The organism is Agathobacter ruminis (assembly GCF_002735305.1).
In the GTDB taxonomy this organism is placed as follows: Bacteria; Bacillota; Clostridia; order Lachnospirales; family Lachnospiraceae; genus Roseburia; species Roseburia ruminis.
In genome coordinates, this window is sequence record NZ_PDYG01000038.1 from 1 (window position 1) to 15,730 (window position 15,730).

Annotated in this window: 13 protein-coding genes; 3 read left to right on the forward strand and 10 right to left on the reverse strand. The window is 42.6% G+C overall.

The features are described 5' to 3' along the window. Nucleotides 1-327: 327 nt before the first annotated feature. Nucleotides 328-1,374, reverse strand: a complete 1,047-nt coding sequence (locus CSX02_RS06955; RefSeq protein WP_099386137.1) for a serine/threonine-protein kinase — start codon at nucleotides 1,372-1,374, stop codon at nucleotides 328-330. A gap of 61 nt (nucleotides 1,375-1,435) precedes the next feature. Here CSX02_RS06955 and CSX02_RS06960 point away from each other — a divergent pair, with 61 nt between their 5' ends. Both CSX02_RS06960 and CSX02_RS06965 read left to right on the forward strand, forming a co-directional pair. Further along, nucleotides 1,436-1,897 carry a hypothetical protein gene (locus CSX02_RS06960; RefSeq protein WP_099386138.1) on the forward strand — a complete coding sequence of 154 codons (462 nt, stop codon included), beginning with the start codon at nucleotides 1,436-1,438 and terminating at the stop codon, nucleotides 1,895-1,897. A gap of 90 nt (nucleotides 1,898-1,987) precedes the next feature. Beyond that, nucleotides 1,988-2,353 carry a hypothetical protein gene (locus CSX02_RS06965; RefSeq protein ID WP_099386139.1) on the forward strand — a complete coding sequence of 122 codons (366 nt, stop codon included), beginning with the start codon at nucleotides 1,988-1,990 and terminating at the stop codon, nucleotides 2,351-2,353. 65 nt (nucleotides 2,354-2,418) lie between these two features. Here the strand turns inward: CSX02_RS06965 and CSX02_RS14115 are convergent, their stop codons facing one another. The 8 genes from CSX02_RS14115 to CSX02_RS07005 all read right to left on the reverse strand — a co-directional run bounded on the left by CSX02_RS14115 (nucleotide 2,419) and on the right by CSX02_RS07005 (nucleotide 11,487). Next, complete coding sequence (locus CSX02_RS14115) at nucleotides 2,419-3,492, reverse strand: zinc-binding dehydrogenase (protein ID WP_189281410.1); 1,074 nt, start codon at nucleotides 3,490-3,492, stop codon at nucleotides 2,419-2,421. A 36-nt stretch (nucleotides 3,493-3,528) separates the two neighbouring features. Beyond that, entirely contained in the window at nucleotides 3,529-5,145 is a 1,617-nt protein-coding gene (locus CSX02_RS06975) for a xylulokinase (RefSeq protein WP_099386140.1), read from the reverse strand. Between the two features lie 62 nt (nucleotides 5,146-5,207). After that, nucleotides 5,208-6,263, reverse strand: a complete 1,056-nt coding sequence (locus tag CSX02_RS06980; RefSeq protein ID WP_099386148.1) for an NAD(P)-dependent oxidoreductase — start codon at nucleotides 6,261-6,263, stop codon at nucleotides 5,208-5,210. A 52-nt stretch (nucleotides 6,264-6,315) separates the two neighbouring features. Beyond that, a complete protein-coding gene (locus CSX02_RS06985; protein ID WP_099386141.1) occupies nucleotides 6,316-7,473 on the reverse strand; it encodes an iron-containing alcohol dehydrogenase family protein in 1,158 nt (385 codons plus the stop codon). A 15-nt stretch (nucleotides 7,474-7,488) separates the two neighbouring features. Continuing rightward, nucleotides 7,489-8,133 (reverse strand): class II aldolase/adducin family protein, encoded by a 645-nt coding sequence (locus CSX02_RS06990; RefSeq protein ID WP_031545981.1) that lies wholly within the window; start codon nucleotides 8,131-8,133, stop codon nucleotides 7,489-7,491. Nucleotides 8,134-8,352: 219 nt separating this feature from the next. Beyond that, a complete protein-coding gene (locus CSX02_RS06995) occupies nucleotides 8,353-9,816 on the reverse strand; it encodes a hypothetical protein (RefSeq protein ID WP_099386142.1) in 1,464 nt (487 codons plus the stop codon). A gap of 5 nt (nucleotides 9,817-9,821) precedes the next feature. Further along, nucleotides 9,822-10,358, reverse strand: a complete 537-nt coding sequence (locus CSX02_RS07000; protein WP_143248152.1) for a hypothetical protein — start codon at nucleotides 10,356-10,358, stop codon at nucleotides 9,822-9,824. Nucleotides 10,359-10,536: 178 nt separating this feature from the next. Continuing rightward, nucleotides 10,537-11,487 (reverse strand): hypothetical protein, encoded by a 951-nt coding sequence (locus CSX02_RS07005; RefSeq protein WP_143248153.1) that lies wholly within the window; start codon nucleotides 11,485-11,487, stop codon nucleotides 10,537-10,539. 199 nt (nucleotides 11,488-11,686) lie between these two features. On the opposite strand from CSX02_RS07005, the gene CSX02_RS07010 reads away from it, so the two are divergent. Then, a complete protein-coding gene (locus tag CSX02_RS07010) occupies nucleotides 11,687-13,633 on the forward strand; it encodes a BglG family transcription antiterminator (protein WP_099386145.1) in 1,947 nt (648 codons plus the stop codon). Here the strand turns inward: CSX02_RS07010 and CSX02_RS07015 are convergent. Then, on the reverse strand, nucleotides 13,628-15,388 hold the full coding sequence (locus CSX02_RS07015; protein WP_099386146.1) for a diguanylate cyclase: 1,761 nt from the start codon (nucleotides 15,386-15,388) through the stop codon (nucleotides 13,628-13,630). The genes CSX02_RS07010 and CSX02_RS07015 overlap by 6 nt on opposite strands. Nucleotides 15,389-15,730: the final 342 nt, after the last annotated feature.

Below are 15,730 nucleotides of genomic sequence, written 5' to 3' on the forward strand. Positions count from 1 at the left end.
GTTTTTGGGCTCCTTCGTATGCTTTTGCTGCGCTGGCATGCATACGAACCCTAGGTTTTTTGGCTCCTTCGTATGCTTTTGTCGGGCTGGCATGCATACGAGCCCTAGGTTTTTGGGCTCGTTCGTATGCTTTTGCCGCGCTTCGCAATATATTTTCGATACCTTTCAAAGATTGACTGAAAGTAGTTGATTATTTTCTTAATTTGAGAATTCAATATTTATCTTAGCAAACGCATTGCACATAAAAATGGCAGTAAATTCGAAGTCTTATATTTCGAATTTACTGCCATTTTGCTTATCTGTAGCAAAATACAGAATAAAACAAGTCTAGCTCAACAATGTTTTCAGCGGTGATAAAAGAGTTACAACCAGTATCAGCGAAGCAATACTCCACAAAACAGCATGGAGAATTCTCTTCTTCCAAATACTGTCATTCGGTTTCAATCCATAATCGAGAATCCCTCTATAATTAAAAAAGATTAAAATATTCAGAAACAGCCAGGCGCATATTATAAAATTTTCCACATAAGAAGCCGCCGATGCATCTGATTCATTCGTAGTGAAAAGCATTAAAAGCAAAAGTAAATATGCAAATACTGCACAAAACATTTTCCATGGGGAGCGCGTACGAAATCCCGGTAACGCATAACCGCGGTCATATCTGCGTGTCCCCCAAAATTGTAATTGCTTTTTTAAGTCAGTAATGTCTTCATATCGATCAGCAGGATCCATTCGCGTACAATGATTGATAATGAAATCATATTTTTTCTTATCTGCATGTATTGATTCCAGACACTCTTCAAATAAGATCCCAAGTGAATAAATATCTGTGCGGGACGAGGACTCACCGAATCCATACTGTTCCGGTGCTGCATATCCCTGCGTGCCCAACAAAACAGTGTCTGATGTACGATTATCCTGTTGCGAATGAAATTTGGCTGCGTTAAAATCAATTAGGACCACTTCACCGCGTGTTGTAATCATCACATTTGATGGTTTAATATCACGATGGACAATCGGTGGCGTATTATGATGCAACTGTTCAAGAATTTGGCAAAGCTGAAATATGTAATTACATATCTCGTTCTCTGTCATCTGACCTTGATCAATTTTTTCTCGCAATAATTCGCCATTGATATATTCCTCAATCACGGTTAGTTTATGATCGTGTTCATAATAATCCAAAATTTTCGGCACTCCGGAAATTGGATTTTCCTTGAGCATCTGATAAACCTCAATTGAATAGATTAATAATTCTTTTTTAACATAAACATGCTTGCTGATTGGATCTTGTATCAGATAGATGTGATGTTGCTCATTAAGCGTGGCGATCGTCTCGTAATCTAAATATTCATATGGGTTTGATGTGCTCATCGCTTATTTTACCTTTCTATGATTGTCCCACAGACAATTATAGCATGAATGGAGAGTTATGATGAAAGAAAAAAGTACAACAGAACTATTTAATATATTAGGAAGTACCCATCCCGATGATTATCAGATTTTTTTGCAAAATAATCAGGATAGCATGTCTTCCAAAAACACCTCTTTCTACAATTATATTAAAGATTTAATTGCGCATAATCAGCTTACACTACAGCGCGTTTTTTTGGATGCTGATATCCCTGAGCGATATGGATATAAATTGCTCTCAGGAGAAAAGCATACCAGCCAACGCGATACCATTATTCGCATCTGCTATGCCGCAAAACTGACTGTTGATGAAACTCAACGCGCATTAAAAAAATACGGAATGCGTGAACTCTATGCCAAAGATACGCGTGATGCACTACTCATTTTGATGTTTCAAAATCGCCCGGGCCGTATCAGTGATATTAACAGAATGCTAAAAGAAAACGCTCAGGAAGAATTGCGTCCTTGCGGAACTACAGAATAATCCGATTCCCACCGCTACGGGGGCAACGGCTACGACGATCTATTGCTATAATATTTTTCATCAAGCAATTATCAAAAAGGAGAATGAAAAATGAAAGTATGGAAACTTGTAGCAGGAATTTTTTCGATTGTATTAAGTGTGATTGTTCTTTTTCAGTCATGCGCGGCAGGGGTTGTTGATGCCATTGAAGATCAGGGCGGAACTTCCGGTTCAGCTGGTCTGATTGTTGCAATTGTAATGCTGGCCGGTGGAATTGTTTCTATCGCAACACGTTCCAGTCAAAAGAAAGGCGCCAACATTGCACTGTTGATTCTCTTTGGTATTGGTGCAGTCACAGGATTGGCCATGCATGGCATTTATACCGATCTCATCATCTGGGGCGTATTTTGTCTGATTAATGCAATACTTGCGCTCATTAATATCATTACAGGTAGCAAAAACCAACCAACGCTCTAATTCCGGAGGGAGAAAAACAATAAATAAGCCCCGCATCAGCTGATGCGGGGCCTTTTGGTTCATATTCAAGGATAAAAGCTTTCATCCCAAGGATGAAGCACGACTTTTATGGCTTCTCCCGTCTTTGTCAGCTCGATTCCATGATTAATTTCATCGAGTGGAAGGATATGAGTGATGAACTTGTCTGCCGGAAAATCATCAGAACAAGCCAGCGCAAATGCACGCTTTGACTGATCATAGGACGCTCCAAAGTGGCCCTTAATCCAAATATTGTTGTAATGAATCAGATTGGTATCGAGTTCTGTCATTGAGCCCTTCGGAACACCGCCGAAGAAGACCACCAGTCCACCCTTCTTAACCATGTGAAGAGATTGCGCCTGTGTTGCATTAGCCGGTGTGGCTGAAATCACTTTATCCGCGCCCTTTCCTCCGGTCAAACGAAGAACCTCATCGATTGCGAATTGGGGATTGTCAAGCTTGCTTACAATGATTTCATCGACACCGAACTGCTTTGCCATTTCGAGACGGTGCGCGTTCAAATCTACCATAATGATGCGCTTTGCCCCGCGGGTTTTTGCAATAGATGCCATGAAGTCGCCAATTGGTCCGGCGCCGATAATGACCAGCGTATCCGGATAACCGATTTTAGCATTTTCCAGACAGGCAAATACCGAGGTCATCGGCTCGCCAAGGCTGGCTGCTTCATAGCTGACATGATCAGGGATTTCATAGATGCCGCCATAGTGGATTTTTTCTCCACCGACTGCGATATACTGTGCGAAGCCGCCGGTGCCGGCGAGCTTTGCAACATGCTCATTTTCGCAGTTTTCGCTATGTCCGCTAATACAATTGTCACATTCCATACAATAGGTTCCAGGGAACAGAAACAGTCTCTGTCCCACTTTATATTTAGTCTGTTTCGGGCCGATTTCATCCACGCAGCCTACGATTTCATGACCGTAAATAAATGGATAATTGCCCTTTCTTGAATCACTCGTCAGATTGCGGATGTCGCTGCCGCAAAGTCCAACTGCCATAATTTTCAGAATCAGACCATCTTCCGGGCAGTCCGGCTTTTTTGTCAGCTCTACACGAATATCATTCGGCCCATACATCAAAGCCGCTTTCATTTCTGCCATATCTTATTCCTCCTCCAGTCTCCACCGGGGCTTCGGCTATGCAACCGTATCCCGGGAGTTCATTTCTTCGCGCTGCTTTTCTTCCAGCTGTGTCTGCTGAATGTCGAGCACATCGCGGCGCATGACTTTGAGTTCCTCGTCCAGGTTCTCATAAACCTTGACATAGTGCGCATACATCTTGTCATAGACTGCTGCCCACTGTGGATTCGGCTCGATAACTTCCTTGACCTTGATGGTTTTTTCAACCCCTTCGGCAAGGCTGCCAAATACACCGACACGGTTGCCCACCAGAAGCGCATCACCGACCGGAACATCTCCGCAACTGTCGTCCAGCAGATAGACCGGACAGTTGAGCATGGATGCTTTGATCATCGCCCAGGTGCGGCTCTTTGCACCGCCACCGCAGATACGGAGTGATTCGCATTTACCTCCGGATTTGCGAACGGTCTCAACTACATTGCGAAGTGCAAAAGCAGTGCCTTCAAAAATGCTGCGAATCAGGTCGTCACGCGACATGTTCATGTCGAGTCCGACAAACAATCCGCGCGCGTAATCATTCCAGAGCGGTGCACGTTCGCCAAGCAGATACGGCAAAAAGAGTAATCCGTTTGATCCGGCCGGAGCCTGCAGGGCACGCTCATTGAGATAATCAAAAATATTCAATCCGTTTTTTTCACAATATTCTCTCTCTTCAGCAGCAAATTTGTCGACAAACCATTTCAGTGCAGCACCGCTCGTCTGAATCGGGGCATCAAAAACCCACGGCATGCCGGAAATGGCACACGGTCTGGTGATAACCGGCAAATCCATGCGGCTCTTCTTTTTTGCGCCGACAAATACCAGCGATGTGGTTCCGGATGACTCACCTGCCTGTCCGAGTTCTGAAAGACCAAGTGCAAACATGGATGCCATTGCATCCGAGCAGCCTGCTATGACAGGGATACCGGCGACAAGTCCGGTTTCCTGCGCTGCTTCCCGGGTGACTTTTCCGATAATCTCATCGACGAGATAAAGGCGTGGCATATAGCGGTTCAAATCGATGCCGATGGCATCCCCGATGGAGCGGGACCAGCTCAGTCTGCTCATATTCAGGCATTGTGTTCTGGTCGCCTGGTCGATATCGGATGACATCACGCCAGTCAGTTTGAAATTGATATACGAACTTGCCTGCAAAAATGCAGCTGTGCGCGCAAACAATTCCGGTTCATGTTTCTTGAACCATAAGATTTTGCATGGCAAAAATGCCACACTCGGCTGGCCGCCGACAATTTTTACAAACTTCTCGAAGCCGACTTTGTCGACAATATATTGCAATTCTTCCACGGAGCGGCTGTCCTGATATGTCATGGCATTGCGCACCGGCACACCGTCTTTGTCTACCGGGAGCATGCTGACCGTATGCGAACTAATAGAAATGCCCTGAATGTTTTTGACCACTTCCGGCCCCGCCTGCTGCGCAAGTGATTGAAAGATTTCTACACTTTGACGCCACCAGTCATTTGCATCCTGCTCCTGCATATTCTGGCCGGGACTGATAAATGTGCTCGGCCTCGAAGCCTCCGCTACCGTTGTTCCGTCTTCACTCAGAATGACTGCTTTGATATTTGTGGTACCGCAGTCCATTCCCAGCAAATATTTCTTTTTCGTTGACATGTAACTCCCCCCGCAAGTCAAAAGGTGTCGGGCACCGACTGACTGCAATACTTTTCCTTATGCTATACGCGTGTCCAGATATATTCGCGGTCCTCGCCTTTGAGATAATGCAAAATCTCGGTCGACATCATCTCTCCGGACCAACCGTCCACATCGGTCGTCAATCCGGCCATATGCGGCGTGCATACCACATTTCTCATAGAAAGAAGCGGGTGGTTTGCCGGAACCGGCTCTTCCCAGTAAACATCGACAGCAGCACCTGCAATCGTACCGTTCTGCAATGCTTCCACAAAATCTTTCTGATCTACGACTGCTGCACGAGCGGTATTTACCACATAGGCAGTCTTCTTCATCTTTGAAAACCAATCCTTGTTGACAATGCCCATGGTTGATTCCACAACCGGCAAATGCAGGCTCAAAATATCGCAGTTTGCAAGCATGGTGTCCAGATCACATGCTGTTGCGCCGGTTGCCTCAATCTGCTCAGCCTTCATATATGGATCGTAAGCGAGAATCTTCATTCCGAGCGCCTGTGCACGCTTTGCCACTTCGCGGCCGATGGCACCGAATCCGGCAATACCAAGCTTCTTGCCGTACAGTTCGAATCCGATTCCGTAATCGACAAACGGATGGTTCTCATCCAAAGGTCCGAAAGTTACATTCTTGACATCCGGAACATCATAGATGTTGTCCTTTGCCGGAGTGGTATGCTCGCCCTTATGGAGTCCTTCTGCCGAAAGTGTGATTTTGCGCGCCATCGCGATAAACAGACCGATTGTAAATTCTGCGACAGCCACACGGTTGCGGCCAGGTGTATAAGATAGCTGCAGGCCGCGCTCCATAATGGTCTTGTTGTCTACCGTTACCGGTGTTCCCTTTGCCACACCGATGAATTTCATTCCGTGATCCACCCAGTCGTTGATGGTATCCGCACCGGCATACTCATCGCCGAGTGCAACGATTTCAAATCCACGACACTCTTCTCTTGTCTGTGCTTCCGGTGCATTGCCCTTACCATGCTTCAATTCACCGGCTTCGGTAATGTCACAATACTGTTCCAGTTCTTTTCTGCGCTCCTCCGGGAGCTGGGTGCACAGAACCATTTTTTTCTTTTCCATATTCGTCTCTTCCCTTTCTGGAATTTTCAAATCCATACGCATCTCTCTCAATTTAGAACGCTTTCTTTAAAATATCGATAATCACTTCTTTTGTCACATCCTGACGCGGATTGAAATGAAGCGGGCCTTCCTTCAAGGCTTCCTCTGCAAGCATGTCGAAATCTGATTCGGTAATCTTTGTATTTCTGCCCTGCTCACGGAGCGGCTTAATTCCCATCTTCCTCGTCATGCGAAGCAATTCATCCGCCAGTGCGAATTTGTCTTTTTCCTCATCACCGGTCATCGGAAGATTGATTGCCTTTGCAAGTTCAATCATCTCTTTGCTGCATTTTTCAGCATTGAATGCCACGACATACGGAAGGACGCAGGCATTGGCATCGCCATGTGCCAGACCGAAGTGTGCACTCAATGTATGCGCGATTGCATGGACCAGTCCAAGGTTGGCATTGGAAAAACCAAATCCGACAACGATGCATCCAAGCATCATATTTTCACGCGCTTCCATATCATTGCCGTCCCTGTATGCGCGAGGCAGATACTCATGAAAAATCTGCAATGCACGAAGTGAGTTGTATTTTGTCAGAAAGTTGGCCTCAATGGATACATAACTTTCCACTGCATGTGTGATGGCATCAAGTCCGGTTGCCGCTGTCACGAAAGGCGGAACGGTTCTGGTGAACTCCGGATCCGCAATCACTTTGTCCGGCACAATCTTGTTATCAATTAGCACATATTTGCGCACGGATGCGGTATCAACCAGCGCAGCCACATTTGTGATCTCACTGGATGTGCCGGCGGTCGTCGGAATTGCAATCAATGGTAATACCGGTTTTGGCACATTGCCGATGCCTTCGTAGTCCATGATGCCTCCGCCGTTTGCGAGCAATACATTGATTGCCTTTGCCGTGTCGATAGAGGATCCTCCGCCGACTGCCACAATCGCATCCACCTGATTTGCTTTTGCAATCGCATAGCCTTCTTCGACCACTTCATTTGTCGGGTTCGGAACCACACCGTCGTAGCAGACTACCCGAAATGCCTTCTCGTCGATGGCTGCCAAAACCTTGTCTGCGATGCCGACCGCGGCCACGCCTTTGTCATAGACAACCAATACATTTTTTGCATTAAAAGCATGCAGCACGCGGCTCAATTCCTGCACGGAATCCGCCCCGAATGTCACATCTGTTTTGATAAAAAATTCTTTTGCCATTTGTATCACCTGCTTTTATACGGCCTGATCTGCTGCGATTAACGCCTTCATTGCAGCCTCTCCTTCTTCCGGCATCGGCTCATAAACGCCTGCAACCTTTGCATAGTAGGTGGTTACGGCCATCTCTTCCACATAAGTAGCGGCTGCCATTGCTGCCTTCATGTCTTTTCCGCAGGTAAACATACCGTGATTCTTGATCAATACGGCTCTGCCGTCCTGACCGATTGCCTCCGCAACCTTGTCAGCAACTTCATCAGATCCCGGCATGGTAAACGGAACGATGCGAACCGGTGTAAATTCACACTGTGGTGGTGTGATCGGACGCAAAACAGGATTGTCGCCCATTGCCATGATGGTTGCAAACATTGCATGGGTATGAACGGTCGCCTTGATATCCGGTCTCGCACGGAGCACTGCTGTATGCATCGGTGTCTCGGACGATGGCTTATAGTTTCCATCCAGCCACTTTCCGTTTAAGTCTACAATTGCAATATCTTCCGGCTTCATTCCCACATAAGAGATTCCGCTTGGTGTGATTGCAACAACATCTTCCTCATCATCGCGAAGCGCAATATTGCCGGATGTTCCGTGAACGAGTCCGTCTGCTACAGCCTGCTCGATTGCCTCTAATACAATTTTTCTGATTCTTTCGTATTTCATGTCAATACCTCCATAATTTCGTTTCATTCTCTCACTGAGATGTAGTTCTAAGCTAATTCTAGCGTACGAAATGAATACGATTTCCTCAACTCGGTTTTTTCCTCTTTAAAGTGGAAATTTTTAAAATCCTGCTATGTTTTTTAGAATCGAGTAAGGCGATATAAATCAAAAAGGATGATTCCGAAGAATCACCCTTTTTATAAATACTGAACAATCATATCATTTATAGTGTGTTGTTTTCTTAAATGTCTTTGTTTCATAATTAAAAAGACCTAACAATACAAAAAAGAAGGTCATACCTAAAGGCTGCATATTATTAAACAGCCCCTGAATCATAAAAGCAAATATTCCTATTTCAATAGCCTTCAGAATCAGATTATTCGAAGAAATCGCAACGGAATTTCTGAGTGTTATAATAATAGTTAAAATAAACAATATACTACCAAACAATCCAATCGTAATTAACAACTGAAAAAACCAATTGTGTGCGTTTATAAGACGACCGCCAAGATATTTCTCTAAAGCATTTCCATACTTTTGAAACATAACTGTACCATAACGGTCCAATCCAACTCCCAATAATTTCTCTTTAAGTGTTAATGACTTATATAATTCCAATGTCTTGCAAAAAATGTATCCGCGATTAGTTCCCCACGAGTCTGAAAAATATAAATACTTATGTAAAAATGTTTTGATATAAACGCATAGTGAACACGCAGCGATTATATATATAATATTCTTAATATACTTTTTCCGGACTATTAATTCTACAATAATTAATGCCCCAATTGCGCCACAACAATATTTGCTAATAAATGTTTTTTGCAATGTATTTAACGGGTAAAACAACAAATGATAATTGTATAAAATATTAATCCCTACAAATATACAACATTCTACAAATAGATAAACAATCATTTTTTGCTTCACCCCCAAAAACAAATGTTCCATAAATATATATGCATTAATTAATATGATACCAATTAAAGCAATATCGCTCCCGCAACATACTGCTGTGAAAATAAGCATAGGAATTAAAATCTCGATGAATTTTGTCAAACAAGTCTCCCCCGTGCTATTCAGCCATATAAAGCTAACTATAACAAGAAGTATGTTTACATATTCCCCATACCAATTAATATTTCCAATCGTAGAAATGTAATTATACTTTTCACGCTCCAACAAGATTGAAACAAAATTTAAAACATCAAAATTTAAACAGTTTAATAAAGCAATGATTATTACTACAAGCGATGTCACAATCATCGGAAATACCAGAATACTTTTGTATACTCCGACCATTGAGACAAAAAAATAGCAGCATAGTAGAAGAAACCAAAAAGACAATCCCAATCCCCATCCATCTTCTCCGGATATCGATTTTTTAACATCAGAAGAAAAAACAGTATTAATGAGTAAATATATTGGCATTATTGTCCAACAACAATCTACTATATTAAACGATAAATGTAATGTAGCTCCTCTGATTTTTGAAAATAAAAGGGCAACCGCTAACATTCCAATATATACTATTGTTATTACTTGGAACACATATTTTTTTGTTTGAATAACATCAAAATATGCATTATTCATAGTCAACGGAAGCGCTGTAAGCAAAGTGGCCACATAAAGCGATATTACTATCTTTTCAATTTCAATTCTTTTTGCTTTGTATTTTTTCATTCTTTTTACTGGATAAAAATCTGCATTTTTCCGTCCTCATCGATTCCACTAATCGTATGATTCTTATAATCAAACATCATGCAGTCTTCTACATCCTGTGAGTGCTCACAGTCATATCCATCCACTGTTATTGTTTGATTTGTTTCGTCGATGTGATAATACTTTTCATCCATGCGAGAATAAAACTCCTTCATATCCGAAAAGGATATTTTATTAAAAACAACATCCATTACAAGATTTGGTTCATATTCATTCTCATATGCATCCACGCACTCCGGTTCAAAAGAAAAATAAAAAGGTGTTGGTACATAAATAATCGTTCCAAACATTTGATACCAACTATAAGAAGATGAAATAATATATTCATCTTCTCTGTTGTTTCGCAAAACATAATAATTATTATCGTTGTAGAAAACCTTTGCCTCTTTTACAAGCATTTCATCGTAGAATGTATAGGTTCCGATATAATCCTCATTATCTTTAAAAAGATCTTCTAAATCTTCTTTTGTCGAGAAAAAATTCTGGCAATAAGTAAGCTCCATGTATGGATCCTCATCTGTGACACTACAACTGCCAACCGTATATCGATTCTGTCCTCCATTCCAATTATTTACAATAATTTGACATTTTTTACCTTTTGTTACAACAAAAAACAAATATGCTCCTAATGAAACAAAAATAACACCTATAATAAGTATAATGATAAACACATTTTTTCTTTTAGCCTTCATAAGCTGTATTTACCCCCACAAGATAATCACTTCTAACATACGATACGCGGAGTTTATCACCTGTTTTTGCATTATGCCATCCGTCGCAAATCACATAATAAATATAGTCTTTTGAATAGGATTTACCTGATGAAGTTTTTTTATACTTTACAGTCACTTTATATGCATTAACGATAATAACCGCGTGTCCAGAGCCATTTGGCGCACGCAAACTCGCTGTAACAGGTCTTACCGCCCGATTAAAATCATAAGTTGTCCGATATGTATTCTTAGTTTCATAAGAACATAACATTTTCAGATTTTTACTCTCATAAAACTTTTGATATACATACCAAACCTTATCTCTTTCTGTTCCCCCTTCTGGCTCATATACATTTAAGCCTTTTGCCCATAGGACAAAATCACAAAAGATTCCATCTCTGTTCCAATTTTTTATTTTTGCATAACCCTTTCTATTGTAGTATTCTGACAAACTAGTTGCAGCGACCCAACTACAAGTACCCTTGACCGTACTCATATTTATCGCTTTGTATCTTCTATTAAGTTCACTCTGGCTATAGTTATTGCACCCAAGATTATAGTCAAATACTTTCGAATTAGAAACTGATACAGAAACATACTTCCGGTATTCTTTCTTTAAAGATTTAGTAACCTCATCCATATCCTCCAGGATAATATCATACATACTTGCAGCTGTTTCTTTTGAATTTCTGTTTTTCTTTGTCGAAGAATCATAATCATCTTTAAATAATGTTGCATCCCCGCTGAGCGTTGCATCTCCGCTGAGTGTTGCATCTCCGCTTAATGATGCATCTCCGCTTAATGATGCATTTCCACTTAATGCTTTCCCCAACAATTGAAAAACACTATCCTTTTCGCATAATGCAATTGAACACACCATCATGATAACTAGAATTTTATGACCTATTTTTTTCTTCATATCCACCATTCTCATCCTTTCTATTTTGTATTAATTTTCAAAACACTCCATTATTTTATCATGCTATCACTTGCGAATTTATAAGTCAAGCCACTTAACAGTCTAGTTTTTTCCTCTTTATAGTGGAAATAATATATTCCCCTTTTTGCATCAAGGTAGTACAATTACTTCACAGACATAGTTATCAGGAGAGTTTCCAATGAGAAATGTAAATACGCCAAAAAAAATAAATCTATCCTTACGCCAACGCCAGCTGCTTCATGATTTACAATCCGAAAGTGGATATATCACCGGGCAAATGTTAGCTTCAAAGTTACGCGTATCTTCTCGTACCATTCGTAATGATATTACAGAAATGAATCAGCTTTTAGAGGGGACCGGCATTTCCATCATCTCCAAGCATCGCTTCGGTTATCGTTTAGAATCTCTAAATCCAAAAACGCTCAACCATCTGACGCGAAGCACCACATCCTTTCTGACAAGAGAGGAGCGTTTGCGCCATGTTGCTCAGCGGTTATGCAGATCCGATGCTCCAATCAACCTGGACGAACTAGCTGACGAAATGTATATCAGTAAACCAACTTTGGAATTAGATTTAAAGGAATTTCGCAAAGAATATCTGCTCAACTATCCGCAAATTGAGCTGATTCGTGCACGCAACCGCATTACCTTTGAGCATACCGAATGGAAGCGCCGCGAGATTCTGGTGCAGCTGTATGCAATGCGTTGGGATTACCAGACTCAGGGCAATACTTTTTATCAATATGAATATCCGGATGAAAAAATCATCCTCATCTGCACCGATGCCATCAACGATTTTTTGACCGAAAATCATTGGACCCTTGAGGATATCAATATTGTGCGTCTGGATTTAAAGCTTGCCATCGCAGTGCAGCGCATCACAGAAGGCCATCCGCTTACCGAAGACCGCGCAATCTATATCAACCCACAGATTATCCCGCAAACCGATGCATTGATTGATACCATTTCACAAAAACTGGATGTCACATTCAATGAATTCGAGCGGCATGATATCTATGAGCATATTTCCTGCAGCAAAATCGAAGAAATCGACTATCTGCGCAACAATCTGGTCAATTATTTTGAGCCGTCGCTGATTCGCTTTGTGAATGATTATCTACATCTGATTGAAACCGAATATGCAATTGATTTGTTTGAAGATGAAGATTTTTATCTATCCCTGATGATTTTTTTCCGCTATCTTTCTCTGCCGGTGCATTTCATGAATCCGGATGTGTTAAAAGAATCATTTGATCCGATTCACTATGCGGTGGAATTTGAGTTGGCTTATCTCGTACAGCCGCTTGCTCTGAATTACTATGGATGTTATCTGAGTTCCATTGAATTATTTTATCTGTGCACGCTGCTCTCCGGAGCACTTGCGCATATTGTGCCGCAAAAAATCCATGCCGTACTGCTGTGCCATCACAATCTGTCCATGGCATGGGGACTTTGCATGCAATTAGAGGCTTCGTTCGGACCTCTTTTATCCATCAATGATGTGTTGCCAATGTTCCGCAAAATATCATATGATTTTTCGAAAATCGATTTGATTTTGACCACAACCGACATCCAGCTTCCGCCGGAGCATCGCGCCAAACAATTTACGGTTTCCGCCTCACCGGCAGAACAGTTTCCGGCATTTGAACGTTTCCTGTCTCATATGCGTTTCAAACAATTCTATCGCAGACAATATCCGGATTTGCGCACACTGCTGCAGGAAGCGACCTGGTTTGAACACACGCAGGCAGACAATTATTTTGATGCGCTTTCTCGCCTTGGACTGCAAATGATTGAAGACCGGATTGTCGACGAGCCATGGCTTTCCGATTTGTTGCGCCGCGAAAATGCCTCTGCCTTTTACGCACGCCCGGCCATCACAGTGGTTCACTCTGCCCTCCCGGCCAAAAAGACCGCGATCTTTCTGTCTGTTCTGGAGCACCGTGTCCGCATTCACAATCAAAAAATCCGCGTCATCCTCATGGTTGCAACCACCGAGGAAGACCGCGGATTGTATTTTAAACTGATCAATGATCTGTTCAATCATGAACAAAAAATCGAAGATTTGCAGCATGCAAAAACATATGATGCCGTATTGGATATTCTGTGTCCGGCACAATCATGATTCATCGGCGTAAACCACCCGGTTTCTGCCGGTTTCTTTTGCCTGATACAATGCTTCATCGGCACGCTTTACGAAAGAATCGATGTCATCATCTGCACGCGCTTCCGTCACGCCGATGCTGATGGTGACATGGCGAACGTTGACGAAACAAGCCTGATCGATGGTATCCCGAATCGTCTCTGCAAATTCACATGCCTCTTCTTTGGAAGCCTGAAGAAGACACAGGAATTCCTCTCCGCCCCATCTGCCAAACACGTCATTTTCACGCAATTTTTCGCGCACAAGATTTACCATACCGCGCAAGACCATGTCTCCGACATCATGACCATAGGTGTCATTGACATTTTTAAAATGGTCAATGTCCATAAAAAGCAATGCATATTCACAATCCTGGTTTTTCCGAACGGCCAGTGCCTCCGCAATTTTATGTTCCATTTCCCATCGATTATATACCTCTGTCAGCTGGTCCGTAAACGCGATGCGTCCAAGATCTTTGTTGATTGCATCCAGTTCTTTCGATGTGCTCGACAAAAAGGTCAAAATGCGGTCCACGAAAGGGATCTCATGATCCTCAACCGCACTTTCTTCAGACTCAATATATTCCCGCTTCGTAATAATCCGGTTTTGCCCGGCAACCTCTTTCAGTCCGATTGCCACCAGTGCACTGTTCAAATCTCCGCCATATCCCTCCGGCGTAATAAAGATTTCCGCATATCCGGTGGTAAATGACAATTCCGGCATCAATGAGCGATAATGATCCAGTTCCTCCCGGTATCCCCGCTTCAAATAGCGCAGGCGATTGCCACATTCAAAAATGTATACGGCCTCCGGTTCAAATGCCTGCAGATCCACCACCGAGCGCCTTGAGAAATACTTCAGCTTCGGCTCATCCGCATAGGACAAACGAAAATGCTCTCCCTGATGCACATCCGATGTGAAATAGACAGATCCATCCTCATCCACTGCCGCAGGAACGCGTGCAAGCGGAAATCCTTTGCGATGCATCATCAATGGGAACTCGCATACATTCTGCACGAAATACGGTCCCGGTTTCACTTTTAAATATTTTTCAAATATCTCAATTGCAGGCTTTCCATCAATCTGTACAATGACATTGTCCCCATTGACCTCCGTCACTACCATCTCCACGCCGATTTCCTGCCAGCCAAGATTATGATCCATATAGACACTTAAACAGTCACTGCAAAAAACAACTGCCACCACAGCATTCTCATAACAGTTCGTGCCATAAACATGTGCCGTATTCATCGCTCTGATGCTGCGTCCGGCTTTTGCTCCAAACGTCGGCAGCTTATGATGTCTGAATTCTTTCGTAAACAGCGCCGCCGATGCGCTGTTTGATGCATACATAATCTGCATTGCACAGGCATTCTGCGTACTTTCCAATATCTCATTCATCTGCCGGCCTGCAAAAAACGCAGTCGTGGATGACAAATTATATTCACACAATATCAGTTTTGTTTGAAAGAAGTAAGACACCGAAAGCTGAATCGGCTTATCACTGATATCATATTTCTCTCCTGCAATATTCGCAGCAGTCATCCCCGTCAGGCATCCCTTTTTTACCACACGGTTAATCCGCGAAACGATTTCCTCTTCCGGTGCATCTACTCTTGGATTGTACAACTGCAATAATACTCCTGTTGCACGCTCATATGCCTCATGATTCACAATCCGGAAAAGAATCTCATCCAGTTCATCCAGTTCAACAAAGAAAAAAGAATTCTGTATCATCACATAGCCCTCTTTGTCACATGTCAATCAGGTTCTAATCAAATTATAACATTGTCATATATAATACAAAAGTGCAAAAAGAAAACGCGCATGCCCAATCCATTCATTGAACACGCACGCCTTCTATCTGTTCACCGTTCATTAAGATCCTCCTTAGTAATAGGTGATACTTTTGTACTATATATATCGGGACGAATTGCGGAGGAGTTAACCCCTGCGGATTATTTTTAGGGGTTCGTATGCATTTGGTGCCGGAAGTTGCATACGAACTAGCAGCTTTTGGGTGGGTTCGTATGCTTTGCTGCCGCTGGGATGCATACGAAGTGCCTGGAATTCGTGGAC

Bases quoted from the DNA above. Each gene is read 5' to 3' on its own strand.
- CSX02_RS06975 (WP_099386140.1), bottom strand. From the start codon at position 5,145: ATGTCAACGAAAAAGAAATATTTGCTGGGAATGGACTGCGGTACCACA.
- CSX02_RS06985 (WP_099386141.1), bottom strand. From the start codon at position 7,473: ATGGCAAAAGAATTTTTTATCAAAACAGATGTGACATTCGGGGCGGAT.
- CSX02_RS07000 (WP_143248152.1), bottom strand. From the start codon at position 10,358: ATGGAGCTTACTTATTGCCAGAATTTTTTCTCGACAAAAGAAGATTTA.
- CSX02_RS14115 (WP_189281410.1), bottom strand. From the start codon at position 3,492: ATGGCAGAAATGAAAGCGGCTTTGATGTATGGGCCGAATGATATTCGT.
- CSX02_RS06965 (WP_099386139.1), top strand. From the start codon at position 1,988: ATGAAAGTATGGAAACTTGTAGCAGGAATTTTTTCGATTGTATTAAGT.
- CSX02_RS06960 (WP_099386138.1), top strand. From the start codon at position 1,436: ATGAAAGAAAAAAGTACAACAGAACTATTTAATATATTAGGAAGTACC.
- CSX02_RS06990 (WP_031545981.1), bottom strand. From the start codon at position 8,133: ATGAAATACGAAAGAATCAGAAAAATTGTATTAGAGGCAATCGAGCAG.
- CSX02_RS07010 (WP_099386145.1), top strand. From the start codon at position 11,687: ATGAGAAATGTAAATACGCCAAAAAAAATAAATCTATCCTTACGCCAA.
- CSX02_RS06955 (WP_099386137.1), bottom strand. From the start codon at position 1,374: ATGAGCACATCAAACCCATATGAATATTTAGATTACGAGACGATCGCC.
- CSX02_RS06995 (WP_099386142.1), bottom strand. From the start codon at position 9,816: ATGAAAAAATACAAAGCAAAAAGAATTGAAATTGAAAAGATAGTAATA.
- CSX02_RS07015 (WP_099386146.1), bottom strand. From the start codon at position 15,388: ATGATACAGAATTCTTTTTTCTTTGTTGAACTGGATGAACTGGATGAG.
- CSX02_RS07005 (WP_143248153.1), bottom strand. From the start codon at position 11,487: ATGAAGAAAAAAATAGGTCATAAAATTCTAGTTATCATGATGGTGTGT.
- CSX02_RS06980 (WP_099386148.1), bottom strand. From the start codon at position 6,263: ATGGAAAAGAAAAAAATGGTTCTGTGCACCCAGCTCCCGGAGGAGCGC.